Source organism: Brevibacillus sp. NRS-1366, assembly GCF_050467985.1.
Genome location: NZ_JBITPN010000017.1, coordinates 354,243 through 379,837, shown reverse-complemented (window position 1 = coordinate 379,837; position 25,595 = coordinate 354,243). Strand labels below are relative to the sequence as shown.

Here is a 25,595-nt window from a genome sequence, read left to right as displayed (position 1 = left end):
TCTGCATCCGAGAAATCACATCAACAAAATGAAGCAGTTCATTCCAAACATGCAAACATAATACATTCTCACACCAGCGTATGCTTCTCCAAGAAATTCGTAGCAAAATTCCCTTCTACAAAGTCAGGATGCTCCAACAATTTTTCATGGAAGGGAACGGTCGTATGAACGCCTTCAATCACAAACTCTCCCAGTGCTCGCTTCATACGTGCAATTGCTTCCTCACGATCGGTACCCCATACGATCAGCTTAGCGACCATAGAGTCGTAGAACGGAGAAATCTCATAACCCGGATATACGGCGCTATCTACACGCACACCGTAACCACCTGGTGGCAAATAGTTTGTAACCTTCCCAGGTGATGGCATGAAATTCTTAGCAGGATTTTCCGCATTGATGCGGCACTCAATCGCCCATCCGTTTATTTTCACGTCATCCTGAGAAAAGGAGAGTGGTTGGCCAGCTGCGACAGAAATCTGTTCTTTGATCAGATCAATTCCTGTAATCATTTCTGTTACGGGATGCTCCACCTGAATGCGTGTATTCATTTCCATAAAGTAAAACTGCCCGTGTTTATCCAGCAAAAATTCAACGGTTCCTGCACCATGATACTGAACCGCTTTTGCAGCAGCGACCGCAGCTTGCCCCATTTTTTCACGAAGGGATTGATCGAGTGCTGGAGATGGTGCTTCCTCCACGAGCTTTTGATGGCGGCGCTGGATGGAGCAATCGCGCTCCCCTAAGTAGACGGCATTGCCGTGCTTGTCTCCCATGATCTGGATTTCGACGTGGCGAGGCTCCTCCACGTATTTCTCCAAATAAACCCCCGCATTGCCGAACGCCGTCTCCGCTTCTTTTTGCGCCTGACGAATGGATTTTTCCAGTTCTTCTACGTCAAACGCGACACGCATTCCTCTTCCGCCACCACCTGCTGTTGCCTTGACGATCACTGGATACCCGATTTCTTTCGCAACCGCAAGAGCTTCTTCGATATCATCAATTAACCCTTCTGTTCCTGGCACCAACGGGACGTTTGCCATGCTCATCGTTGTTTTAGCAACCGATTTATCTCCCATTTTGGAAATGGACTCCGGATCTGGACCGATAAAGGTGATGGAGCAATCCTGGCAGAGCTGTGCAAAAGATGCGTTTTCAGCCAAAAAACCGTACCCGGGGTGGATCGCGTCCGCTTTCGTATGCAAAGCAACCGTCATGATCCTCGCCATATTCAGATAGCTGTCTTTGGAAGCGGTAGGACCAATGCAATACGCTTCATCTGCTAGCTGCACGTGCAGCGCTTCGCGGTCCGCCTCCGAAAAAACAGCGACCGTAGCAATTCCCAATTCTCGGCAAGCACGAATGATTCTGACCGCAATTTCACCGCGGTTGGCAATCAAAACTTTTGTAAACATTTTCTTGCTCCTCCCTAGAGTAGTGGTTTGACAGCCAGCAGTGCTTTCCCGTAGTCAACGAACTGGCCATCCATTACAAGAATTTCTGCGATTTCTCCATCAATTGGAGCAAAAATGTCGGAGGTAAGCTGCAAAGCATCAACCGTACAACTCCCTACTCGTTCCCCTGTTTTTATTGACTGTCCGATGGTCACATCCGTGTGGAAAATTCCAACTCCTGGGGATACGACGAGCTGTGTCTCCTGAACGGGCACTGTTTGTTCTTGTTTCACTTCAGTTGATTCTGTGGTAGCCGCTGCCTCCTGGTAGCCACTCCCTACTTCACTCGCCTGAACGGGGAGCTCTGCCGAAATGACTGTCACAGGCGCACCTTTTTTAATCACAATACTGGTTTTGCCATCTTCCCATTCTAGCTCTTCAATGGATGACTGGTTCACCAATTTAATAAATTCACGTAGATCATGCAGCTTCATAGCCGTTTCTCCCCTCTTTACAATGGGATGTTCCCATGCTTTTTATATGGACGATCTTCTTTTTTATTGCGCAGCATTTCCAGCGCTTCGGCTACTTTCTTCCGAGTCTCCCGCGGGTCAATGACATCATCAACCATTCCGAGACTTGCCGCTACATAAGGATTGGCAAACTTGTCGCGGTAGAGGGCGATTTTCTCTGCACGCGTAGCCACAGGGTCTTCGCTTTGTTCAATTTCTTTGGCAAAAATAATATTGGCTGCACCCTCTGGTCCCATGACGGCAATCTCCGCATTTGGCCATGCGTAAACGACATCGGCACCAATAGACTTGGAGTTGAGCGCTACATAAGCGCCACCGTAAGCCTTGCGTAAAATCACGGTGATTTTTGGCACAGTCGCCTCCGAGTATGCGTACAAGATTTTCGCGCCGTGACGAATGATGCCGCCGTGTTCTTGGTTGATGCCGGGGAAAAAGCCGGATACATCTTCAAAAGTCAACAGCGGGATGTTGAAGCAATCGCAGAAACGGATAAAACGGGCCAGCTTATCCGATGAATGAATATCCAGACCACCTGCCATCACTTTTGGCTGGTTGGCGATGATCCCTACACTATGTCCATCAATTCTAGCCAGACCGATCACGATGTTGCGAGCAAAGTTGGGCTGTACCTCCATGAAGTCTCCATGATCCACGATTTTTTCGATAACTTTGCGGACATCGTAGACTTTGGTGCTCTCGGCAGGCACCAGTTCGATGAGTTCCTCCTGCCAATCCTCGCATGCTCCTGTCTCGACAACCGGCGCACGATCCTGGTTGTTTTGCGGCAGGAAGCTGAGCAGTCTGCGAACGCCTTCGAGCACTTCTTGCTCCGTTTCGGCAGTGAAGTGGGCGTTTCCGCTTACCGACGAGTGAACTTTGGCACCGCCCAAGTCTTCGGCAGAAATTTTCTCACCTGTCACGGTTTCAATTACTTTTGGCCCGGTGATGAACATCTGGCTCGTTTTTTCGACCATGAATACAAAATCCGTAATCGCGGGAGAATAGACCGCTCCACCCGCACACGGTCCTAGAATAACGGAAATTTGCGGGATGACTCCAGAGTAGATAGCATTTCGGTAAAAAATCGTCCCATATCCATCCAAGGAGCTGACCCCTTCTTGGATACGCGCGCCGCCCGAATCATTCAGCCCGATAAAAGGCGCTCCGTTTTTAGCCGCGAGGTCCATCACCTTCGCAATTTTCATGGCGTGCATTTCACCCAGCGCACCGCCGAAAACCGTGAAGTCCTGGGCGAACAGATAGACTGGACGGCCATTGATTTTTCCGTAACCTGTCACGACGCCTTCGCCTGGCGCCTCCATTTGATCCAGACCAAAATGGGTCGCACGGTGCTCAACAAACGGATTCAGCTCCATGAATGTGTCCGGGTCAAGCAAAAGCTCAATCCGTTCACGGGCAGTCAGCTTACCACGGTTATGCTGGGCATCAATCCGCGCATCTCCGCCGCCCAGTTGAATTTTATATTTTCGTTCCATCAGCTCGTCAATTTTTTCATACATATTGCTCACAAGTCCGACCTTCTCTCTATCCCTTTTTTGCCATTGCACTTTCAAAAATAGTTACCAGCTGCTGTACAGCGCTAGTCGGCGACAGTTGACCACTGGCGACAGCCCCTTCCATTTGCGGCAGGATCTCGGCAATCTTAGGATGACTGAAAAACATCGCTCGCAAATAATCCTGTGTCATACTGTGCATCCAATCCAATGACTGCGCCTTGCGACGAGCCTCGAAGCCACCCGTCTGAGTCGTCGCAGAGCGAAACTGGTTCACGACATTCCAAATATCCTCGATGCCATCTCCCGTCAAGGCCGAACACATATATGCCTTGGTCTCCCAACCAACCGTGGCCGGTTGCAAATAGTGCAATGCGCGGTTGTATTCCCCTTTTGCAACCAGTGCCCGTGTGCGGTTCTCTCCGTCTGCTTTGTTGATCAAGAGCGCGTCTGCGATTTCGATGACACCCTTCTTGATCCCTTGCAGCTCATCTCCAGCTCCTGTCAGCATCAGCAGCAAAAAGAAATCGACCATCGACCGTACCGTCGTTTCACTTTGCCCCACACCAACTGTCTCTATTAAGATCACATCGTATCCGGCTGCTTCACAAATCAGCATCGTCTCACGCGTTTTTCGATTGACTCCGCCTAATGTCCCGCCAGTAGCCGAAGGTCGAATAAACGCACGCGGATTACGTGACAGCAGCTCCATACGTGTTTTGTCACCGAGAATACTGCCTCGTGTAACGGTACTGCTCGGATCAACAGCCAAGACGGCTACCTGATGTCCTTTTTCACACAGCATGGTGCCGAACGCTTCGATGAACGTGCTCTTTCCAGCACCGGGAACCCCTGTAATTCCGATTCGAATGGATTTTCCGGTATGAGCGAGAAGCTGTTTGATCACTTCCTGCGCCACTTCCATATGAACGGGGGAATTACTCTCGACCAGTGTGATCGCCTGCGCAAGAATCGTGCGGTTGTTTTCAAGCACGCCTTGGACGTACTGATCGACACTTAGTCGGGGCAGACGGACTTTCGAAGAAAAGGTCAAGGAAGTTTTGTCGTTCCCACCATCACTCATAGACTCCCCGCCTCCAGGCGACGGACAACCTCTTGCAATACATTCTGGGCTGCAACGGGAATCACGGTTCCCGGACCAAAAATAGCGGCGGCCCCATGTTCTTTTAAGAAGGCATAATCTTGTGCCGGGATGACTCCGCCGATCACAACCACAATATCGTCACGACCGAGCTTTTTCAGTTCATCGACAAGCTGTGGCAAGAGCGTTTTATGTCCAGCGGCAAGAGAGCTGAAGCCGATGACGTGAACATCGTTTTCCACGGCCTGCTTTGCCGTTTCCTCCGGTGTCTGAAAAAGTGGACCGATATCTACATCAAAGCCCAGGTCGGCAAAGGCGGTTGCAATGACCTTGGCACCTCTGTCATGTCCATCCTGACCCATTTTCGCGATCATGATACGAGGACGTCTGCCTTCCCATTGTTCAAATTCATCTGCCATCTTGCGTACAACTGCGACCTCGTCGGCATCGGCGTATTCGGAGCCGTAAACACCGCTAATGGAACGGATGACAGCCTTATGACGACCAACTACTTTTTCATAGGCGTCTGAAATCTCACCTAGAGAAGCTCTTGCCCGTGCGGCTTCGATCGCCAGTTCCAGCAGATTGCCTTCACCAGTCTGCGCGCATGTCGTAATCGCCTGCAGTGCCGCCTGAACTCTTGCTTCGTCTCTGTTTGCCCGCAGCTCCTGCAATCGTTTGATCTGGGCATCGCGTACGGCTGTATTATCGACTTCGAGAATTTCCAGCGGATCTTCTTTATCGAGTCGGTATTTGTTGACGCCAATGATCGCTTCTTTTCCCGAATCAATATGGGCTTGGCGACGGGCGGCTGCCTCTTCGATCTTCATTTTTGGCAGTCCGGTTTCAATTGCTTTCGCCATGCCGCCGAGTGCCTCAATCTCTTCGATATGCGCCCACGCTCTCTCCACCAATTGCTTTGTCAGCGACTCGACATAATAGGAGCCTGCCCATGGATCGACGACTTTGGTAATCTGCGTCTCGTCTTGTAAAAACAGCTGTGTATTACGCGCGATGCCGGCCGAAAAGTCGGTCGGCAACGCAATCGCTTCATCCAATGCATTCGTATGCAGGGACTGGGTATGCCCCAAGGCTGCTGCCATCGCTTCCACGCACGTACGGACAACATTGTTAAACGGATCTTGTTCAGTCAAGCTCCAGCCAGATGTCTGGGAATGCGTGCGCAGTGCCATCGACTTTTCATTCTTCGGATTGAACTGACGGATGAGATTGGCCCAAATCAGACGTCCCGCTCTCATTTTTGCAATCTCCATGAAATAGTTCATTCCAATCGCCCAGAAGAAAGACAGACGCGGCGCGAAAGCATCAATGTCAATTCCCGCTTTTAATCCGGTCCGGACATATTCCAGTCCATCTGCAAGCGTGTAGGCCAACTCGATATCTGCCGTCGCGCCCGCTTCTTGCATGTGGTACCCGGAAATACTGATGCTGTTGAATTTGGGCATATGTCTGGAAGTATAGGCGAAAATGTCAGAAATAATCTTCATGGACGCTTCTGGGGGATAAATATACGTATTGCGAACCATGTATTCCTTGAGAATGTCATTTTGAATCGTTCCGGCCAGCTCTGCCTGGGAAACGCCCTGTTCCTCTGCTGCGACGATGTAAAAAGCCAGAATCGGGAGCACGGCTCCGTTCATCGTCATAGAAACGGACATTTTATCCAGCGGGATCCCGTCAAACAAGATTTTCATGTCCAGGATGGAATCAACCGCCACACCGGCTTTCCCTACGTCTCCCACCACGCGTGGATGATCGGAATCGTAACCCCTGTGCGTCGCCAAGTCAAAAGCGATCGACAAGCCTTTTTGTCCGGCAGCCAAATTGCGGCGGTAAAAGGCGTTGCTTTCCTCTGCTGTCGAAAATCCGGCGTACTGCCGAACTGTCCATGGCTGTGCCACATACATCGTCGGATAAGGCCCTCGGAAAAACGGCGGAAGGCCGGGCATGTAGCCTAGATGTTCCATCCCCTCGATGTCTTCCTTTGTATAGAGAGGCTTTACGGGAATTTGCTCCATTGTCTGCCAGATTTGCTCATCGAGTAATTTTTTGGCTTCATCGCTGAGTGGTTGGCTGTTCGGGAACAAATCGGATATGTCCCGTTTGGAGCAATATGGCACTTTTGAAAAATCCGGCCTCATCTTCATGAGATCACCCCTGTTCGTTCCTGGAGTTGGCGCAGCATTTGGTAGCAATTCGTGCGCACATGAATACAATCGTCTACCCCTACCGCCTGAAAGCTCGCCAACAGTTCCGGCTCAGGCAAGCCAGCTACGAGAACCACCATCTGCGGATTCGCATGTTTGAGTGCGCGTGCCAAAGGTGGTACCAGCTCCGGGTAGGTCGCATCACCTGCGCAGATCACGGTAATCGCCGCACCCGATGCGCTAGCGACCTGCGCTGCTTCTTCGGCGCTTGCAAACTGATGCTCTCGCAACACCTCAAAACCGCCTACCGCAAAAAACTCGGCAGCGAAGTCTGCTCTGGCCTTGTGCTTGGATACTGGCCCCAGATTGGCGAGGAAAACAGCTGGTCTGGATCCCGTTTTTTCTAGATAGGCATCAGAGTTTTTTCGCAGTGATTCAAATGCATCCGCTGCACGGTGCAGCCTCAGCGGCTTGAGTGTCATCTCTTTCAGGTCCGATTGGGTCAGTGCTTTTGTAATATCTCCAATCGTCGCTCCTACGAGGGCAGCCTGCACTGCGGCTCCCACCTGATGATCTGCTTCTACTGCAGCTTGCTGCAATGCTAGGGTAAAGGAGCTGTCTTCCTTGGATGCACGATGTGTACCCAATGCCGCTATCCGTTCCTGATGAATTTCAGGCAGTGTTTCATGTTGTGCAGGCTGTTCTGATACATTCGCGTACATGTTTGTACCTACGACTCTTGCTTTTCGCTTCGCTATATTTTCAGCCTTGTTTGCCGCTATTTGTTCAATCACTTGCTGCGGAATGTTCGCTTCCAGAGAGGATAGCAGACCGCCCTGTTTTTCTGTCTGCAAGAACAGCTCCCACGCTTTTTCTGCGAGTGCATCTGTCAGCCATTCCACATACCATGACCCGCCCGCGGGATCAGCCACTTTTGCCAGGTGTGCTTCCTGCTCTAAAATAATTTGCGTATTTCGCGCGATCCGTCTGGAAAATTCATTTGCAGGGCGAATCGCTTCATCAAAAGCGGAGACATGCAGGCTGTCTACCCCGCCCAGCACAGCTGAAAACGCTTCCGTAGTGGAGCGAAGCAAGTTGACATTTGGATCGAGAACCGTCTTTGTCCACGCCGAGGTTCTTGCATGGATCGTCATTTTTTGAGAATCCGGCGAACCACCATAGGATGCTACAATAGATGACCAGAGCATTTTGGCAGCTCTCAGCTTAGCAATTTCCATAAACACGTCTGATCCGATCGCATACACGAATTGCATTCTTGGGGCAATCTCGTCGATAGAAAGCCCTCGCTCAAGCAATGCCTGAATATATTCGACACCGGCAGCAAGAGAAAAAGCAAGCTCTGTAACCGCATTGCCTCCGCCGTTATGATACGGTTCGGCACTGACGAGGATTGTTTTCAGCTCAGGTGCATTCATGCTCACCCAGCGAGTGGTCTGCAACATCGCTTCAAAAGCAGTAGCTAACGAAAAAGGCAGTCTCCCTTCAGTCAACAGTGTCGCAACCGGATCTTGGCCAATACACCCGCGGAGCTTGCCAATGTCTCTACCGTTTGCTTCTAGATGAGCGATGATCATCGAAAGCACAGGGACCCCTAGTGCACCTGATTGGAGAAAAATCGGCACTTCCTCCAAATTGATTCCCTGAAAGGCCGTATCAACATCTTCTCTACAGAAGAGGGATAGTCCTTTGTCGCCGACTTCATCTGGAGCAGCCTCGTCCGGGTCTAGTCCATGTACCGATGCTCGGTCCAAAACCACATTCAACATCGTTTGCCCACGCGCTAAATCGTGTAATGCGGCTTGATTAAATGCTTCTGCTGTATTCGCCAGAATCTCCTGACATACTTGCCAGCTCCGGCCCCCTTGCTCTGCGAGTGATCTCGTTCCCCGCACATAGGGCGCAGCACCCGGCATGTCATCTGTGAGAGGTATCTTTTCGATATCTTCTTTGCGGTAAATGGGCTGTAATGTGATTCCTTCATACGTTTTGGTCAAGAGCTTGGCGTCAAATGAGGCACCTTTCAGTGATTTCTCCGCTGCTGCTCTCCATTGTTCATAGGTTGGAACGGAGAATTCTTTAAACAATGTTTCTTTGTTCACAAATCCTTACCTCCCCCGGTTCACTCACTTATCACTTCTGTTCGTACAGCCTGTTAGCCTGCTGTATTATGCCCTTCTTACCAGGAACAACGGCTGACCCTGATCGACCAGTTGACCATTTTCCACTAAGATTTGGACGATTTCACCTTTGACTTCCGCTTCAATCTCATTAAAAAGCTTCATAGCTTCGACAATACAAACGATTGTTGATTGTTCGACGCGATCGTGTACGGATACGTATGGAGCCGCATCTACGGCAGGAGCTGCGTAAAAGGTGCCGACCATCGGCGATGTAATCTTGTGCAGATTTTCTGTATCCTCCATTTGCTTTGCTGGTTGCGGCGTACTTTCAACAGGAGCAGGTGCCTCGACGATTGCTGCTGGTTTTGGAGTGGGAATAGCTGGAGCAGCGGATACGGGCGGTACTATGGCAAGCTTTGCTGGTGCAACGGTGCTTTGGATGACTGTACCCTCTCCACCAAGTCTTCTCTTAATAAATAAACGAGCATCTTCCTTTTTAACCTCAAACGATTCCACATCGGTTTGTTCCAATAGCTTTACAAGCTCTCTCAGTTCATAAATGCTAAGCACAATGATTCCTCCTATGGTCCAAGTCAGTATGATCTATTTTACAAACCGACTAGTTGGTTTCGTAAATATCGTGTAGGACCGACCAGTTGGTCTTTGAATCATTATACCAAATGTCTGAATAATAGTACAGACCAACTAGTTGGTCTGGTTAGCTCATTTTTCAACAAGGCTGTCTAGCGACTAGGACACTGCTGTTATACAAAGCTGAGCATAGCCGCTGGTTCCTTGGATTTAATCCCTTTACAACGTTTTAAAAGGGAAGTCTGGGGATTGCAAGAAAAAACGATTGAAATCCGGGTTTTCCATCGCTTCGCGTTTCAGTACAGAATGCAAAACCATGTCCGCATAAATATCGGCAATTTGCTCGATAGAATATGTACCTGTCTTTTGATACCACTTGTAAATCCAGTTCACCATTCCGAAAATAGCCATAGAAACGATCGGTACAGGGAGTTCCGGGCGGAATTCGCCTGTTTCAATGCCCTCCTGGATAACCGTAAACATCATTTTTTTATAGCGATCCCGCTTGACCTCGATATCCGTAAAGTACTCTGGAGTCAAGAACAAGCTTTCCTGATAAAAAATCGTAACCTGCGATCGGTACAAATCAATCATCATGACGAAGGATTTAACGATTGCCTGCAGCCGCTCCGTCGGTGTATCCCATTGCTCGTAGGCTTCCTCCGCTTTTTCCAAAACATAGGTAATAAATTGATCATGAATGATATAGAGGAGTTCATCCTTTGACTTGAAGTTGTGATAAAATCCCCCTTTTGACGTACCGCTTTCTTTTACAATCTGATCAACGGTCACCCGATGATAGCCATTCGCTTCAAACAAGCGCATGGATGTTTCAATAATTCGTTCTCTAATTGATTTTTCGCTCATTATCTTCACCCGTGATCATTATAGCATAGATTTGCGAAAACCAGACTGCGCCGAGCTTGAGTGGAACATGCGGCTTGCCACCTGCCCGATGATAAAACAAAGAGCCGGTTTAGCCAGCTCTTTGCGTTCCCTCTTTGAACGATTTATTTCTTTTCCGTTGTGACTGGGACAGCCCCAAAGTATTCTTCCAGCGTAGTACCCTTTTCGCTTATTTCTTTTGCCACTTCGACGCCAACATAGCGTATATGCCACGGCTCATACATATAGCCTGTAATAGCATCCTTGCCTTCAGGATAGCGGATGATGAAGCCATATTCCGCTGAGTGCACTGCGAGCCATTCTGCTTCTTTCGTACCGCCAAAACAGCTCTCTGCCGCACACTTGCCATTGATACCGGAAACGTCGATCGACAGACCTGTTTCGTGCTCGCTAGTGCCAGGTACGGCACTATAGGTGCGTGCTTTTTCTAATCCATCTTTTTGTACGTAGCGGTTAAAAAGCGCTTTTTGGTATGCGTGAGAGCGATACGCAGATACTCCTGCTAACGAAACCCCGTCTTCTTTAGCGGCAGCGAATAGCTGCTCAAGGGCACCCGACGCTTCCTTGCGCATTTGCCGTTTCTCGCTTTTTTCCGGGAGCAAAAAAGGAACATTGGGAAAGACCAAATCAGTAGGGGTATAGTTTTCCGGCAATTTCTGCTGCTTGTTGACCAGTACGGTCATGCTTTGAGGCTCAGCTATGACCTCCAAATCAGGCATCTCAATAGAGTCCACTGGTTTTTTCGCTGGTTCCTGCTTGGCCGGTTTGGTTTCAGGTGGCTTTTCTTGCTGGGCCGAAGTCTCTTTAACTGGTTCAGCGACAGACGAATTCGGTTCTGTCGGTTTTGATTCCGCCGGCCTGGACGGCTCCGGTTTTACGCTAGGAGCCTCTGGTGATGCCGTGTCTGTTTGGCCAGGGGCTGCCAAGCTGCTACAGCCAGCGAGCAATACGATGGCAGATGTTACAAGAGCGAGGTGGTACTTTTTTCGGTTATGTAGAATTCTCATTGTGACGTTCCTTTCGCTTGGGCTAGGTGAAGCGAAGAGCCCTTTACAGATAATGGATCCCTACCTCAAGCAGAGTACCTACTATTATGACATAATTTGGCCCGTTTTCGTCACAAAAACCTTGCATGTTTCAAGGATTGAGAATATTAGTTTTATGAAAAGCACTCACTCGGGCTTATACGCAAATACATGGGGAGCGGGAATTTCATGGTAATCGTCGTCGCCTTCAAATAGGATGGACACCATGGCTAGCGGTTGACAGCCATTTTCAATAAATGCTGTTCCCTCCCTTTCTTTGCCCTGCTGGTTATATGTAAATTCAAAGGTTCCAAAACCGTCCTTGGTGATATGAACATCCTTGGCACCCGGCAAATATTTTTGAACAGCAGCCTTAAAAGAGTCATGCGTTATAAGACCTACGATTCGATTTTGCACTACGTCGTAATCGTAAAGAATCGTACCATGATTCCCTTCGACACGGGCAAGAAGCGTCGTACAGTCCCCCCACGGGCCTCCATTGAATTCATACGTGTTTATTTCACCTGGGTACACTTTTGTAAGCAGAGGCAGAGCCGCTTGTTCACCTGCAAGTCTTCTACGCGTTTCCTCCTGATCAATTCTCTCTTCCTGAGCTTTTAGTTCCGCCTGTCGATAGATATCCATGCTTGGCAAGATAACCATGAGGGAAAGGAGGACAACCCCCAGTACGCTCCACTTTCTGCTGGATAGGAAAAAAACCAAGAATGGTCCGCTCAATAAAGCAGGAAAAAAGAAGTTCATATTCCGGTTACTAACAGCGAATAAAGAAAACTCGAATACATGGTTATGAAACAGCAGGTTTACGTATAAGCAAGACAAGAAAATGCCCAACACTAGTTTTCCGATTACCCAAACAATCTGCATGAAGCAAAATCCCCCCAGACCACTCCCTTATTTTACAAATTCCCACTATTCCACGAACGTAAACGATCCTGTCAAAACAAAACCCTCGCAAAAATCAAGGTTTTTCTTGATTCTCACGAGGGCTTCTATTTACTTCTCTTCTTTTTTGGCAAACCAGGTAGCAAGAACAGACCCGGAAATATTGTGCCACACACTAAAAATGGCACTTGGAACAGCAGCAAGCGGGTTGAAGTGAGCTGCAGCCAAGGCAGCGCCAAGTCCGGAGTTTTGCATCCCTGTCTCTAATGTAATAGCCTTTCGCTTCGCTAAATTCAGTCCGAACAGCTTGGCAAAAAAGTATCCCAATAGATAGCCCAATACATTATGGAGGATAACAACTGCAAAAATAATCAATCCTGTTTCCACGATCTTTCCTTTATTAATAGCAACGACAATCGCTACGATCATGACGATGGCGATGGTAGATACGAGCGGTAAAGCCTTCGCGCTCGCTTCAGCATGTTTGCTAAACAGCGCTTTGACAATGACGCCCAGCACGATCGGCACAATGACAACCATGACGATATCCATAAACAGCGATTGCGTATTAATCTCCATCCAATGACCGGCAAGAAGGGAAATGAGTGCAGGTGTTGCAATCGGTGCGATCAGAGTGGATACAGCTACGACGGATACGCCGAGTGCCACATCCCCTTTTGAAAGATATGTCATAACATTCGAAGCGGTTCCGCTCGGACAACAGCCTACCAAGATGACCCCAACGGCAATATCCGGTGGTAGATTTAATGCTACAGCTAAGACATAAGCAAGTGACGGCATGATCAGGTAATGTCCGACTACTCCGATGAGGACATCAACTGGACGCCGAAAGACCTCACGAAAATCCGCTGATGAAAGCGTCAAGCCCATCCCAAACATGATAACGCCAAGCAAAAGGGAAATATACCCTTTTCCCCCGATGAAAGCTTCTGGTGCAAAAAATCCTAAAATGGCAAACAGGATAACCCAAACTGAAAACGTGCCTCCTACAAATTTGCTGATTCTCTCCACGGTATTCACTTTGTCTCTCTCCTACTCTATGTTTGTCTGTGTTAAAAATATTTTTCATTATACTGCACAACTTTTCACTATTCTACACATTATCATTATTCTGTTTATACTTATAAACTATGTGCCTATAGTTTTCAGTACAAAGAAAAAGACACTCCGTGATTCTCAGAGCGCCTCAGTATCCGATTATGGGGATGGTAACCCTCTTGCCTAATTTCTTGTATTTTTTCGGAAAATGGAATTCCAATCATTTCTGAATCGTAACCTGGTTTAACATGAGGTACCCGGCTGGACTCATGGAAAAACCTTCAACGCTGTTATGGATGACTGCTAAATTTTCCATGTTGCGAATGGGAACGAGTAAGGCATCTTGCAATTCCATTTCTTGTGCTTTTGCATAGATACTCCATCTTTTTTGATGATCCGTTTCCATTCGTCCCGCTTCAATGAGCTGATCTAATTCGGCGTTACTGTACATAAAACTGTTTCCCTTGCCTCCCCCGATGGTATGAAAGAGGTTGTACTGGTTGTAGTCGGCATCTCCAGTCGCATTTCCCCACCCGCTAACAAAAATATCATGCTCCTTTGTTTTTTCGATGGCATCCACGAACTCATCATAGTCAACTATCTTTAATTCAGCTTCAATTCCAATCCCTTTCAATTGAGAGCGAATGACCTTGGCAACATTCACACGATCGGTTCTATCATACGTAATGATGGTTGTGGCAAAACCATTTGGATAACCCGCTTGCTCGAGCAGATCTCTCGCTTTGTTCAAATCGTATGTATAATTTTTTACTGCTGGATAATAGCCGAACACCTTTGGACCTAACGGGGATTTCGCTTTCGTGCCGACGTTGTTATAGACTCCTTTAATGATAGCGCCTGTTTCAATTGCGTAACTAATGGCTTGTCGTACACGCACATCGTTCAACGGCTTCTTGGAAACGTTGAACCCGATAAATTCTGTTCCGAGAGCTTCGCTACGGTAGATTCGCATCTGCTGCGAGCTTTGGATCCTATCAATCGCTGTGACGGGGATAGATTCGGCAATTTGGGCCTCCCCACTTTCGACCATGGCGATGCGTTCGTTATCGTCAGGAATGATGCGAAAAACGACCTGATCGACCTTTGGCGGACGCCCCCAATATTTCTGGTTCTTTTTCAATACAATTTCCTGTGCAGGAGTCCATGACTGAAAAGTAAACGGACCTGTTCCAACTGGATGCTTGGACAGCTCTTTTCCATATTGGGCAATCGCTTTCGGACTCAGGATACTTCCCTCATGGCTCGCCAGAATGGACAGAAGTGGAGCAAAAGGGGAGCGCAAACGAATCTGTACGGTAGAGTCGTCTACGATCTTCACTTCCTTGATCTTGTCGAACATGGATGCACGCGTTGAAGCGACCTGGGGATCTAGCACGCGATCAAAGGTTTTCTTTACCGCATCTGCACGAAAAGGAGTTCCATCATGAAAAAAAACGCCTTGACGCAGTTTGAACTCCCATGTAACTTCGTCGATCTGTTTCCACGATGTAGCAAGCTGAGGCGAAATCCCCATATTCACATCCCGGGTAACCAAACCCTCGTAGACCTTTTGATAAACAACACTTGCTGCATGGATCGTCGAGATAAAATGAGGATCCAGATTCCCTGCATCAAATTTGCGAGCAATGACGAGCGTCCCCCCCTCGGTGATCGTTTTCTTGGGTGGCTGCTTGTTTTCAGCAGCTGGCTTTTGGCTGAGCGAACAGCCTGTTAGGGAAATGGCTACCATCAGTAACAATCCGACCAGGCAGATATAATGATTCAGCTTCGTATTCATGGCCCCTCCTAGCTGTTAATACGATTACGATCAACTGGAATCCTTATTTTGTGCAAAAAGACCGCCCTTCTCCCAGTAGTTTGAGAGTGGCGGTCAAAACGGTTATCGCTCACCTTAGTTACGATTATTCGCTCCGTCCTTTTTCGAACAGGTACTTGTATGCTCCAAAGCCTTCGGCGTCCAAACGATCTCTGGGGATAAATCGGAGGGCAGCTGAATTAATGCAGTAGCGGAGCCCATTTTCACCAGGACCATCCTCAAACACATGGCCCAGATGAGAATCAGCTTGTTTACTCCGAACTTCCGTTCGAACCATGTTGTGGGTCAAATCCACTTGCTCCGTTACATTTTCTTCGTGAATCGGGTTCGTGAAGGATGGCCAACCGCAGCCAGAATCGAATTTATCCAAGGAACTGAACAGTGGCTCGTTCGAGACGATATCCACATAGATTCCTTCTTCCTTGTGATCCCAAAACTCATTGGAAAAAGGACGCTCTGTCCCCCCGTTTTGAGTGACCTCGTATTGCAAAGGGGTCAGCTTTTGTTTCAATACCGCTTGCTTCTCATGGTCTTTCCATGCCTCTTTGGTAAATTGCGCTCTTCCAGAGGCAGCTCGATAATATTGGTAGCGAAGCGGATTCTTTTGATAATAATCTTGATGATAGTCTTCTGCTGGATAAAACGGCTTCGCTGGTAAAATCAATGTCTGAATGGCTTTTGGGAAGCGGCCGCTTTCCTCAAGAGCTTGTCTGGACTGCAAAGCCAACCGCTCTTGCTCTTCGTCATGAAAAAAAATCGCGGGAGCATAGGATTGACCTCGATCACCAAACTGCCCACCTGCATCAGTCGGATCAATCTGTCGCCAAAAAATTTGCAAGAGCTCTTCATACGAGATAACGGCAGGGTCAAATGTAATTTGCACAGCTTCATAGTGTCCAGTTGTATCGGAACATACTTGTTCATACGTCGGATTTTCGACATGACCGCCCGTGTAGCCTGAGATTACTTTCATGATACCTGGCATTTTGTCAAAAGGACTTACCATACACCAAAAGCATCCGCCCGCAAAGGTTGCGATTTCGAATCGGGAGTTTTCACTGTTCACGCTCTTCGCCTCCTGAAGTTGTTCCCATGCTTATTATGATGATTGTACATGGTTTGCAAAAAGAAAGTCCACTCTGTAACTGCTCGTTACATTATGAAATGGAGCCTGCTCGAGGTGGAGCGACCGCGTTTTAGCGGAAGGTTTTACCGAAGTAATGCTGGATGTGGACGCTGAGGCACTTTGTTATGCGTTCCAGAAAGTTTAAGCCGTGTTGCTTTCGTACGGTGAAGCACTTAAACTTTCTTACACGTAAAAAAAGACCTCGCTCCATCACAGAAGCAAGGTCTTTTGCACGAATCAGCATCTCAAAGGTCCCTTACAATCTAGGCTTGCGCGCCTTCTTTTTCTGTTGATAATGCAGCAGCAAACCCTGACAACATGAGAACCATGTGAGCAACACCCTGCTCAAAATCATCCAGTCGAATCGACTCGTTCGGCGCATGCACTTTGGAGCCAATCCAGCCTACACCCGTACTTACGATCGGTAGTTGCAGCGCTTCACCAAATGCAAACATAGGACCAGTCCCAGCGGAATTGGGAGCAAGCACAGGCTCCTTATCGTATACGAGACGTGCTGTATCCAGCACATGAGCAACAAACGGATGGTGGTAGTCGGACCGATACGCCCTTTGACCATTGATCATCGTTGCCTGAATGTCTGTAAATCCATGATCATTCAAATGCTTCTGAATGCAGGCCAAAATATGATGGGGGTCTTGACCAGGAACCAAGCGGCAGTCCATTTTTGCCTTTGCATTTTTGGGCAGAACGGTTTTCGCACCCTCTCCAATGTATCCGCTCACCAGGCCGCAAATGGTCATGGTCGGATGGAACACCATCGCATCTCGTGGATCGATGCCTTTTGCTTTGGTGATCAGAGGACGCTTCAAGCCATACAACTCTTCGATGGCGCCCTCGTCGAACGGCAGCTGGGATACGACTTCTTTTTCCCCGTCCGTCGGCTCTTCAATCCCGTCGAAGAAGCCTGCCACGAGAATCTCGTTTTGCTCGTTTTTCATGGTCGCCAACGCTTGAACCAATCGCCACGCAGCATTGTCTACATACGCCCCAACCGAGGAATGCATGTCGATCTCTGCCCCAACGCATGTCAGCTCCATATAAGCCATGCCTTTAATACCCGCAACCATGCTGATTCTTTCCGCCTCATCCTTGGAACCAAATTCCCAGATGCACGCATCCGCCGCAAAGAGGTCTTTGTACTCGCGAAGATATGGCTCCAGATTTGGACTGCCGATTTCTTCTTCCCCTTCAATCATGAACTTGATATTGCATGGCAATCCGCCCTCAGCTTGCTGCAAAATTTGGATGGCGGTCAGACGCGCTACCAAATCTCCCTTGTTATCTGCCACCCCTCGAGCGAAAAGCTTTCCGTCCACGATGGTAGGCTCGAACGGCTCGGTATGCCACTCATCAAATGGCTCAGGCGGCTGAACATCATAATGATTGTAAAAAAGCAGAGTCTTGCTTGCATCCCCCTTGCTGCCTGCCGAAAAGAAGCCATATACGACAGGGTTGCCTCCGAGATCGCCGAGTACTTTGGTCTCTCCGCCAATGTCTTCAATCATTTTCACTACGTAGTCTACGGTTTCCGGAATTGCTTTATGTTGTGCTGATACGGTAGGGAAGCGCAAATATTCCTTCAATTTTTCAATGGCATCTGGCATGCTTTCCTTGACAAACCCATGTACTTTTTCTTTTTCCATTACGCTACTCCTCCTCTACATTCTATCTCTATTATCATTTCGATATGGCTTACACCGAAGCCTTCTCTGCTGCGAAAAGATAGCTATCAAACCAATCAGCCGTATACTGCAGCCTGAGGACACGTTGCTCTGGATCCCCGCTTCGCGACAACTCGTGGCTCGCTCCTGGGAAACGGATAAAGGACACAGGTGCCTTGCCCTGATGCTTGAGTGTAATGAATAGCTGCTCTGCCTGCTCGATCGGGCAGCGATGGTCCTGTTCACCATGCATGATCAGAAGCGGTGTTTCGATGTTAGCAACAAGGCGGATCGGCGAATGCTGCCACATCTTTTCCGGATTGGTAAAAGGATTTGCCTGAATCTCTTCAGCCGTAAAATAATAGCCAATATCGCTCACGCCGTAAAAGCTCGTCCAGTTGCAAATACTGCGATCAGTGACTGCTGCTTTGAAGTGATTTGTTTGTCCCACAATCCAGTTGGTCATGAATCCGCCGTAGCTGCCACCAGCAACGCCAAGACGGCTCTCGTCGACAAAATCAAAATGCTCGCATGCATACTGTACGGCGCTCATTAAATCACGGTAATCGTTTCCTCCGTAATCACCGCAGCACGCTTGAACAAATCGCTCGCCATAGCCAAAGCTACCGCGTGGATTTGTGTAGAGAACCGCATACCCTTTCGCCGCAAGCAGTTGGAATTCGTGAAAGAACGTATTCCCGTACATCGAGTGTGGTCCACCGTGAATTTGCAGAACCATCGGATATTTTTCACCCTGCTGATACCCGACTGGCCTTAGCATCCAGCCATGCAGTTTCCAGCCATCCTCCGCTTCGAACTCAATTTCCTCCGGTGTAGGGAGTTCAAGCTCCGCGAGCAATTCTTGATTGACATCTGTCAGGCGTCGTTCTTCTTTTGTGCCCAGATTCAGTTCAAACAAATCACCTGGAATGAACGGATCACTAACAGCCATGATCAGCTTCTGTTCTTTTTCATGAAAGGAAAAGCCATATACGTTACGCTCGCCACCCGATATCTGTGTTACTTTCCCATCCAGAGTCGTATAGTAAATGCCAGAATTTCCACGTTCACTCGCGATGAAATACATGCCTTTTCCATCTTCCGTCCAAACTGCTCCCGGATTAGGATGTCCTGGCGAGCGTAAATCGCCGATTGTCGAGTCTCCTACCTGTACGTCCCAGTCAGCCGTAATGCATGTTTGTTCGCCCTTTTCCAAATCGTACACCCATACTCTCTTCTGGGCTGCATGCAAGTGAGTCGGTGATTCACTGCCGATAAAGGCAAGCTTTTTTCCATCTGATGACCAGCTTGGAAAGAAAAAAGTCCCTTTGCTTTGCGTTACCTTTTTCCATTCTCCTCCAGAAACTGGAATCAGAAAAACATCGATACTGTGCTGGCGGTCAGGATTTTCCGCTCTGTTTGCTGTGACCGCCAGCCATTTGCCATCAGGGGACCATGCTCCAACAGTATGATTGTACTGTCCATCGCTTAGTGCAGTGATTTCTCCCGTTTCTACGTGTACCACGGCAAGCTGCCTGCATTTATCATAAATATAGCCATGATCGTCAGACTTGTATTTCATTTTGTTTACCATAATAACTTTATGGTCTTCTTTTTTATTTTCGCCTTCTACATCGGTAAACGACTCGCACGGAGACAACATCGAAGAAAAGACGATGTGCGTACCATCTGGAGACCAAATCGGATTCGAAACACCCGACTTGCAGCGAGTGAGCTGTCTGGCCTCTCCTCCTTTTGCATCAAGGAGCCAAATCTGTGCGGTTCCCGAGCGATTGGAGACAAAACTGATCGTGCTTCCATCTGGAGACCAGCGCGGGAACGTGTCCCGCACCGCTCCTGTAGTCAAGGAAGTAAGGCTTAGGGAATCCAAAGATTGCAAATATAGATGGTTCCGGTATTTTCGCTCTTCGTCAACCATCGTCTGCACATAGGCTACGGTCTTTCCATCTGGAGAAAGCTGAGGATCACTCGTATAACGAATTTGGTACAGGTCTTCCGCCGTTATTCCACGTTTTTGGATTGTCAAGCCAATCACTCCTTTTCTGTATTGGGTGTGACTAAATGATGCATAAAGAACTGCGTAATTTTTTGATTCAGGGTAATATGGTTGTCCAGTTTTTCCGTGAAGTGGCCCTCATCCTCGAAAATGTGCAGATCAACCTCTTGACCTCTACCCTGCATATCTGCCACCAATTGCTCCGCTTCGCTAACGGGAACACGCGTATCGTTTCTGCCATGGAAAACCAAAAGGGGTGCCTGAATTTTTCCGGAATGGTTCAATGGAGCGATTTCTTCAAAGAAATCACTGTCGTGCTCAAGCGAGCCGTACTCCACCTCTCGGAGCTTGCGACGCCATTCTCCTGTGTTCTCCAGGAAGGTACGGAAGTGGGATATTCCTACGATATCGACACCAGCAGCCCATAAATCCGGATAGTGAGTAAGCGCTGCCAATACCATAAAGCCACCGTAGCTCCTGCCCATAATGCCAATCGCATGCGGATTTACCGTGTCTTGCTTGGACAAATCCTTTACTAACCAGGCCAGATCGGCAACAGAGTCCATTCGTTTGCGTACATCATCCAATTTGACGTATGCACGGCCGTACCCCATACTTCCCCGGACATTGGGGGCTACTACTGTAAAGCCTTGGTTCGCCAGGTACTGAAAAACCGGATGGTATTCTGCCCGGATTTGATTTTCGGGCCCTCCGTGGACGTACACAACCACCGGGCTATTTTTTTTCCGTTCCTTTGCGTAGAGAAAATAGGGAACTTCCAAACCGTCAAACGATTGAAAGGTGCGTAATTCCGGCTCGATCAGTGTCGCTTCGATCGCTTCTGATCGTCCAATCTTTGTCACCTGTTTGCTCCCTTCAGAAGAAATCGTATACGTCCAAACATCACCTAGCAGCGTAGGGCTTTTTAACACAAAGGCAACCTGATCTTCCGACAGCCATGAAACTGAAGTGATGACGCCATCCGGCACGTTTCCGGCCTTGGACCACTGCCGGTCATTTAATGCGTACAGGGCAAGAGCCGACCTTCCACCTTCATTGATGGTAAATGCCAGTGACTGTTCATCGGCAGACAGCTTGACTTCTTCAATGTCCCATTTAGACACATGGACGAGCTTGTCCAGTTGGTCGCTATCCAACGAAAAGCGACATAGCGCCATCGTATTTTCATCCCGATCCGTTACGAGATAACCATGCTGACCGTTTTTTGTCAGTTGAAGCGAATGATACCTGGCTTGATGCGTGCAGATCGGCAGCTTTTTGGCTTCCCTTGTCTGCAGATCAAGGACATAGAAAGAATTGTCGATATTGGTTTCCTGTACACTAAAAATCAGGCCGCGTCCATCTGGCAGCCAGCATACTGGATCACAGCGTCCGTCATACCGAAAAACTTCTTCATACTCGCCACTGTCTACATGTTGAACGAAAATATCGAAGCAACGTGGGTGCCGACGGTTGCTAGACCAAGCAATTTTTTCTCCGCATGGAGACCAGCCGCCAAAGTAATGGAAGTAAGCCGGCGCCTCCGTCAATGGTTTCACCGTAGCTCCTTTATCTTTCAACAAAAAGAACTGCTGTCGTTCATCCCCTTTGCAGTCCATCCCCACCACAGTTTTGGTTCCGCACGGCGAATGGTCGACCTCAACAACCCGATCAGGCAGAAACGTCATCTGTTCAGGTGCTTGGCCCTCTTCATTCCAGCAATACAATTGAGCGATTCCTGTCAGTTTGCTGAGGAAGGTCAGCTCTCGCTTTTTAGGTACCACCTTCAATTGATATGCTGATTTCACTTGTAAATAGTCCAAAATCATGGGAAATCATCCTCTCATGTCGGTGTAAGTATGTAATGGTGTGAGTAAATCAGGCTTTAAGACTTCAAGGTATAAAGAGAAAAAAGAGGAGAATCTCCTCTTTTTTTTCTATTTTTTCGTTGCCCAACGTGCACTTGGGAATGCATTGACAGGGTAAGTCAGACCTTCGAGGCCTGGTTTCACCAGATAGTTTTGTTGGTAGTGATAGACCGGGATAAATGGCATATCATCCATCAAAACTTCTTCTGCCTTGTGCAGCAATTCCATACGTTTGTTCGGATCTTGTTCTACTTTTGCAGCCATATTCAGTGCATCGTATTCTTTGTTCACCCAGCCAGTACGGTTGTTCGGACTGTCACCTAGGTAGTAATCGAGGTTGAAAGCTGGATCGCTGATTTGACCTACCCAACCCATACGGCCCATTTGATAGTTCTTTTGTCTGGTTGTATCCAAGTATACTTTCCACTCTTGGTTGGTCATTTTCACATCAACACCGAGGTTTTTCTTGAACATTTCTTGAATCGCTTGGGCAATTTTCTTGTGGCTCTCATCAGTGTTATACATGAGGGTTACTTCTGGAAGGGTAGACCAACCTTCTTCCTGCATCCCTTCTGCGAGTAGCTTCTTCGCCTCTGCTGCATCTTCCTTGAAGTAGTCGCCGCCTTCTTCACGGAAGTCTTTTCCGGACGGTGTGATCGCTCCGCGTGGAACCATCGAGTACGCTGGCGTCTCGCCACCTTGGCTAACCATCTCGGTCAAAGCTTTACGATCAAGTGCCATCGCAAACGCACGACGAACCTTCTTGTTGGTAAACGGTTCCTTGGTTACATTGAACATGTACATGTACGTGCCATAGTAAGGAACGGATTTATAGTCTGGGCCCGATTTTGCTTGGGCTAGGATGTCAGATGACATTTCTTTGTTAAAATCAAGCTCACCGCTCTTATACATTTGATAAGAGGTAGTAGCATCGTTCACCATTTTCCAGGTGATTTTCTCCATTTTTACATCGTCTTTGTTCCAATAATTTTCGTTCTTTTCGATGACCAGCTCGGAGTCATGCTTCCAAGAAACAAGCTTGTATGCTCCGTTGGAAATGTAGCTGTCCGCATTCGCTGCCCATTTTGGGTTTGCTTCCGCAGCTTTTTTGTTGATTGGATGCCAGTAACGAGTAGCCAGCATTTTGTCAAAATAGGAGGTTGGTGCAACCAGCTCGATTTCCAGCGTTTTCTCATCGACTGCTTTGATGCCTACATCTTCTGCTTTACCAGTACCTTTGTTATACGCCTCGGCACCCTTGATATAATATAGCAGATACGCAGTCGTAGAAGCTGTTGCTGGATCAATATGCTTCATGAAGGTGAATGCGAAATCTTCAGCGGTTACTGGCTCTCCGTTGGTCCACTTTGCATCATCACGCAGGATGAACGTGTATTTCAGCTTGTCATCGGAAAGCTTCACTTCTTTGGCAGTACCCAAAATCGGATTGCCTTCCTTGTCTTTCGTGTACAGTCCTTCACCCAGGTGGTCCATAATCCAGAACGATGTCGTGTCAGTGGACGTAAGTGGGTTCAAATCAGGTGGCTCAGATTTGGCATTGAATACGACTTCTTGTTTGACCGCCGCTCCAGGTGTACTCGCGGAACCTTCTCCACCGGCTGGCGCTGTACTGCCGCTACCACCGCAACCAGCAAGAGCTGGAATGACAAGCGATAGTGACAAAGCGAATGCAGCAAATTTCTTCACAATGTTTCCCCCTGTATATTAAGATAAAATCGAACTACTGATAGAGATGACAAGCTACCCAGTGGTTAGACCCTACTTCCCTCCACTCGGGCACTTCTGCCGCGCATTGAGGTGTAGCCTTTGGGCAGCGTGTTCGAAATACGCATCCGCTAGGCGCATTGGCAGGACTCGGCAAATCGCCTTGCAAGATGATTCTCTCCCGCTTGATCGTTGGATCAGGTATCGGGATGGACGACAAGAGCGCCTGTGTATAGGGATGGAGCGGTTCAGCGTAAAGCTCAAAGCTGCTCGCCATTTCCACCATTTTTCCTAAATACATCACGCCGATTCGCGTCGAGATGTGCTTTACCATCGACAAATCGTGGGCGATGAATAAATAAGTAAGACCTCTATCCTGTTGCAAGTCTTCGAGAAGATTGACGACCTGCGCCTGAATGGACACATCTAGGGCAGAGATTGGCTCGTCCGCGATGATGAACTCTGGCTCCACTGCGAGAGCACGGGCAATCCCTATCCGTTGCCTTTGACCGCCACTGAATTCATGTGGGAATCTGCTGGCATGGGCTTTCGAAAGACCAACCAACTCGAGCAGTTCTTTTACTCGGTCTGCCCGAGCCCCCCGGGACAAACCGTGAATATCCAGTCCCTCTGCAATAATGTCCATGACGGTCATCCGCGGATTGAGACTCGCCTGCGGATCTTGAAAGATCATCTGCACATCGCGATGAAACTTAGCAGCGTCTTTTCCTTTCAGCTGATGCGCATTCTTTCCTTTAAAGAGAACCTCGCCGTCTGTATTTTCATAGAGGCGAATCATCGTCCTCCCCAGCGTCGACTTGCCGCATCCGCTCTCTCCCACGAGGCCCAAGGTCTCGCCGCGATTAATGGTAAACGAAACACCGTCTACTGCCTTCAGCTGGACTCCATTGCCAATTTCGAAATGCTTTTTTAGATTTTTTACTTCAACCAACGCTTCGCTCATCCCGTCTGCCTCCCTGCTGCCACCAGTTCTTCGATCTTGGGTGCCCGTGAATCATGCAGCCAGCATACGGCTTGATGTCCCTGTGAAAAGTCGGTAACTGGAGGCATCTGCTGTTCGCAAATTTCCATCGCAAACTGGCAGCGTGCCGCGAACGGGCATCCTTTTGGCGGATCAAACAAATCAGGTGGCGAACCGTTGATGGGTACCAGCCGCTCTTTTTCAATCCCATCAATGCGCGGTAAGGAGCGCATCAAGCCCCATGTGTACGGATGCTTCGGATTGGCGAAAATATCTTCGACTTTCCCTGTTTCCACCACGATCCCGGCATACATGACCACGGCACGATGCGCAATTTCTGCGACGACCCCAAGATCGTGGGTAATGATTACGATGGAAAGTTGCTGCTTCTCTTGAAGCTCTTTTAATAAATCGAGAATTTGCGCTTGAATCGTAACATCCAGTGCTGTCGTCGGTTCATCCGCAATGACGAGCTTGGGTGTATTTGCCAGTGCAATGGCAATCACCACGCGCTGTCTCATCCCACCAGAAAATTCATGTGGGTATTGGTCAATCCGTTTTTCCGGGTCTGGAATCCCTACCAGCCGCAGCATTTCTACAGCCTTTTTGCGCGCATCCTCCTTGCTCACACTATGTGTTCGCACAAACCCTTCTACAATCTGAGCGCCGACCTTCATCGTCGGATTAAGCGCTGTCATCGGGTCTTGAAAGACCATCCCGATCTCTGCCCCGCGGACAGAGAGCAGTTCCTTTTTGGACATCCCGGTGATGGACTTACCGTCGAAATGAATGGTACCGTCAACGATTCGCCCGGGAGGATTCGGGATCAGCCCCATGATGGCTTGAGCAGTCACGCTTTTCCCACAACCACTCTCACCAACAACTGCTACGGTTTCACCGCGATCCACATGAAATGTTACCCCTCTAACCGCCTGCACTTCTCCCCCGTAGGTCTTAAAATGCACCCGGAGGTTCTCTACTTGCAGCAAATGCTCTGTCATGTCTGACTCCTCCTATCCTTTACG

At 48.5% G+C, this 25,595-nt stretch carries 19 protein-coding genes; all 19 read right to left on the bottom strand.

The features are described from left to right. Nucleotides 1-68 precede the first annotated feature (68 nt). The 19 genes from accC to ACIFQN_RS10825 all read right to left on the bottom strand — a co-directional run bounded on the left by accC (nucleotide 69) and on the right by ACIFQN_RS10825 (nucleotide 25,571). Complete coding sequence (gene accC, locus ACIFQN_RS10915; RefSeq protein ID WP_429833045.1) at nucleotides 69-1,412, bottom strand: acetyl-CoA carboxylase biotin carboxylase subunit; 1,344 nt, start codon at nucleotides 1,410-1,412, stop codon at nucleotides 69-71. Between the two features lie 14 nt (nucleotides 1,413-1,426). Further along, nucleotides 1,427-1,885 (bottom strand): acetyl-CoA carboxylase biotin carboxyl carrier protein, encoded by a 459-nt coding sequence (locus ACIFQN_RS10910; protein ID WP_429833044.1) that lies wholly within the window; start codon nucleotides 1,883-1,885, stop codon nucleotides 1,427-1,429. 17 nt (nucleotides 1,886-1,902) lie between these two features. Then, nucleotides 1,903-3,444 carry an acyl-CoA carboxylase subunit beta gene (locus tag ACIFQN_RS10905; RefSeq protein ID WP_429833214.1) on the bottom strand — a complete coding sequence of 514 codons (1,542 nt, stop codon included), beginning with the start codon at nucleotides 3,442-3,444 and terminating at the stop codon, nucleotides 1,903-1,905. A 25-nt stretch (nucleotides 3,445-3,469) separates the two neighbouring features. Next, entirely contained in the window at nucleotides 3,470-4,522 is a 1,053-nt protein-coding gene (gene meaB / locus ACIFQN_RS10900) for a methylmalonyl Co-A mutase-associated GTPase MeaB (protein ID WP_429833043.1), read from the bottom strand. After that, nucleotides 4,519-6,708, bottom strand: a complete 2,190-nt coding sequence (gene scpA / locus ACIFQN_RS10895) for a methylmalonyl-CoA mutase (RefSeq protein WP_429833042.1) — start codon at nucleotides 6,706-6,708, stop codon at nucleotides 4,519-4,521. The genes meaB and scpA overlap by 4 nt, the downstream gene beginning before the upstream one ends. Beyond that, nucleotides 6,705-8,828: a methylmalonyl-CoA mutase family protein gene (locus tag ACIFQN_RS10890; RefSeq protein ID WP_429833041.1), complete on the bottom strand. Its 2,124-nt coding sequence runs from the start codon at nucleotides 8,826-8,828 to the stop codon at nucleotides 6,705-6,707. Before ACIFQN_RS10890 ends, scpA begins: the two co-directional genes overlap by 4 nt. Nucleotides 8,829-8,894: 66 nt before the next feature. Then, nucleotides 8,895-9,419: an acetyl-CoA carboxylase biotin carboxyl carrier protein gene (accB, locus tag ACIFQN_RS10885; protein WP_429833040.1), complete on the bottom strand. Its 525-nt coding sequence runs from the start codon at nucleotides 9,417-9,419 to the stop codon at nucleotides 8,895-8,897. A 240-nt stretch (nucleotides 9,420-9,659) separates the two neighbouring features. After that, a complete protein-coding gene (locus ACIFQN_RS10880; RefSeq protein ID WP_429833039.1) occupies nucleotides 9,660-10,307 on the bottom strand; it encodes a TetR/AcrR family transcriptional regulator in 648 nt (215 codons plus the stop codon). Nucleotides 10,308-10,450: 143 nt separating this feature from the next. Further along, nucleotides 10,451-11,353, bottom strand: a complete 903-nt coding sequence (locus ACIFQN_RS10875; protein ID WP_429833038.1) for a D-alanyl-D-alanine carboxypeptidase family protein — start codon at nucleotides 11,351-11,353, stop codon at nucleotides 10,451-10,453. Between the two features lie 165 nt (nucleotides 11,354-11,518). After that, on the bottom strand, nucleotides 11,519-12,256 hold the full coding sequence (locus tag ACIFQN_RS10870) for a hypothetical protein (RefSeq protein ID WP_429833037.1): 738 nt from the start codon (nucleotides 12,254-12,256) through the stop codon (nucleotides 11,519-11,521). 129 nt (nucleotides 12,257-12,385) lie between these two features. Then, entirely contained in the window at nucleotides 12,386-13,315 is a 930-nt protein-coding gene (locus ACIFQN_RS10865; protein WP_429833036.1) for a bile acid:sodium symporter family protein, read from the bottom strand. Nucleotides 13,316-13,553: 238 nt separating this feature from the next. Then, nucleotides 13,554-15,131, bottom strand: coding sequence for a glutathione ABC transporter substrate-binding protein (locus ACIFQN_RS10860; protein WP_429833035.1), 1,578 nt, complete (start codon nucleotides 15,129-15,131; stop codon nucleotides 13,554-13,556). A 124-nt stretch (nucleotides 15,132-15,255) separates the two neighbouring features. Next, on the bottom strand, nucleotides 15,256-16,236 hold the full coding sequence (msrA, locus tag ACIFQN_RS10855) for a peptide-methionine (S)-S-oxide reductase MsrA (protein WP_429833034.1): 981 nt from the start codon (nucleotides 16,234-16,236) through the stop codon (nucleotides 15,256-15,258). 323 nt (nucleotides 16,237-16,559) lie between these two features. Beyond that, nucleotides 16,560-17,960 carry a M20/M25/M40 family metallo-hydrolase gene (locus tag ACIFQN_RS10850; protein ID WP_429833033.1) on the bottom strand — a complete coding sequence of 467 codons (1,401 nt, stop codon included), beginning with the start codon at nucleotides 17,958-17,960 and terminating at the stop codon, nucleotides 16,560-16,562. A gap of 49 nt (nucleotides 17,961-18,009) precedes the next feature. After that, nucleotides 18,010-20,025, bottom strand: a complete 2,016-nt coding sequence (locus tag ACIFQN_RS10845; RefSeq protein WP_429833032.1) for a S9 family peptidase — start codon at nucleotides 20,023-20,025, stop codon at nucleotides 18,010-18,012. Nucleotides 20,026-20,030: 5 nt separating this feature from the next. Continuing rightward, nucleotides 20,031-21,824, bottom strand: coding sequence for a S9 family peptidase (locus ACIFQN_RS10840; protein ID WP_429833031.1), 1,794 nt, complete (start codon nucleotides 21,822-21,824; stop codon nucleotides 20,031-20,033). A 108-nt stretch (nucleotides 21,825-21,932) separates the two neighbouring features. Beyond that, the gene (locus ACIFQN_RS10835; protein ID WP_429833030.1) at nucleotides 21,933-23,570 is read right to left on the bottom strand and encodes a peptide ABC transporter substrate-binding protein; all 1,638 of its coding nucleotides are present in this window, start codon (nucleotides 23,568-23,570) and stop codon (nucleotides 21,933-21,935) included. A gap of 34 nt (nucleotides 23,571-23,604) precedes the next feature. After that, nucleotides 23,605-24,552: an ABC transporter ATP-binding protein gene (locus ACIFQN_RS10830; protein WP_429833029.1), complete on the bottom strand. Its 948-nt coding sequence runs from the start codon at nucleotides 24,550-24,552 to the stop codon at nucleotides 23,605-23,607. After that, nucleotides 24,549-25,571: an ABC transporter ATP-binding protein gene (locus ACIFQN_RS10825; protein ID WP_429833028.1), complete on the bottom strand. Its 1,023-nt coding sequence runs from the start codon at nucleotides 25,569-25,571 to the stop codon at nucleotides 24,549-24,551. Before ACIFQN_RS10825 ends, ACIFQN_RS10830 begins: the two co-directional genes overlap by 4 nt. Between the last annotated feature and the right edge of the window lie 24 nt (nucleotides 25,572-25,595).

Coding starts and splice junctions, on each gene's coding strand:
- accC (WP_429833045.1), bottom strand. CDS start 1,412: ATGTTTACAAAAGTTTTGATTGCCAACCGCGGTGAAATTGCGGTCAGA.
- ACIFQN_RS10910 (WP_429833044.1), bottom strand. CDS start 1,885: ATGAAGCTGCATGATCTACGTGAATTTATTAAATTGGTGAACCAGTCA.
- ACIFQN_RS10905 (WP_429833214.1), bottom strand. CDS start 3,444: ATGTATGAAAAAATTGACGAGCTGATGGAACGAAAATATAAAATTCAA.
- meaB (WP_429833043.1), bottom strand. CDS start 4,522: ATGAGTGATGGTGGGAACGACAAAACTTCCTTGACCTTTTCTTCGAAA.
- scpA (WP_429833042.1), bottom strand. CDS start 6,708: ATGAAGATGAGGCCGGATTTTTCAAAAGTGCCATATTGCTCCAAACGG.
- ACIFQN_RS10880 (WP_429833039.1), bottom strand. CDS start 10,307: ATGAGCGAAAAATCAATTAGAGAACGAATTATTGAAACATCCATGCGC.
- ACIFQN_RS10875 (WP_429833038.1), bottom strand. CDS start 11,353: ATGAGAATTCTACATAACCGAAAAAAGTACCACCTCGCTCTTGTAACA.
- ACIFQN_RS10870 (WP_429833037.1), bottom strand. CDS start 12,256: ATGCAGATTGTTTGGGTAATCGGAAAACTAGTGTTGGGCATTTTCTTG.
- ACIFQN_RS10860 (WP_429833035.1), bottom strand. CDS start 15,131: ATGAATACGAAGCTGAATCATTATATCTGCCTGGTCGGATTGTTACTG.
- ACIFQN_RS10850 (WP_429833033.1), bottom strand. CDS start 17,960: ATGGAAAAAGAAAAAGTACATGGGTTTGTCAAGGAAAGCATGCCAGAT.
- ACIFQN_RS10840 (WP_429833031.1), bottom strand. CDS start 21,824: ATGATTTTGGACTATTTACAAGTGAAATCAGCATATCAATTGAAGGTG.
- ACIFQN_RS10830 (WP_429833029.1), bottom strand. CDS start 24,552: ATGAGCGAAGCGTTGGTTGAAGTAAAAAATCTAAAAAAGCATTTCGAA.
- ACIFQN_RS10825 (WP_429833028.1), bottom strand. CDS start 25,571: ATGACAGAGCATTTGCTGCAAGTAGAGAACCTCCGGGTGCATTTTAAG.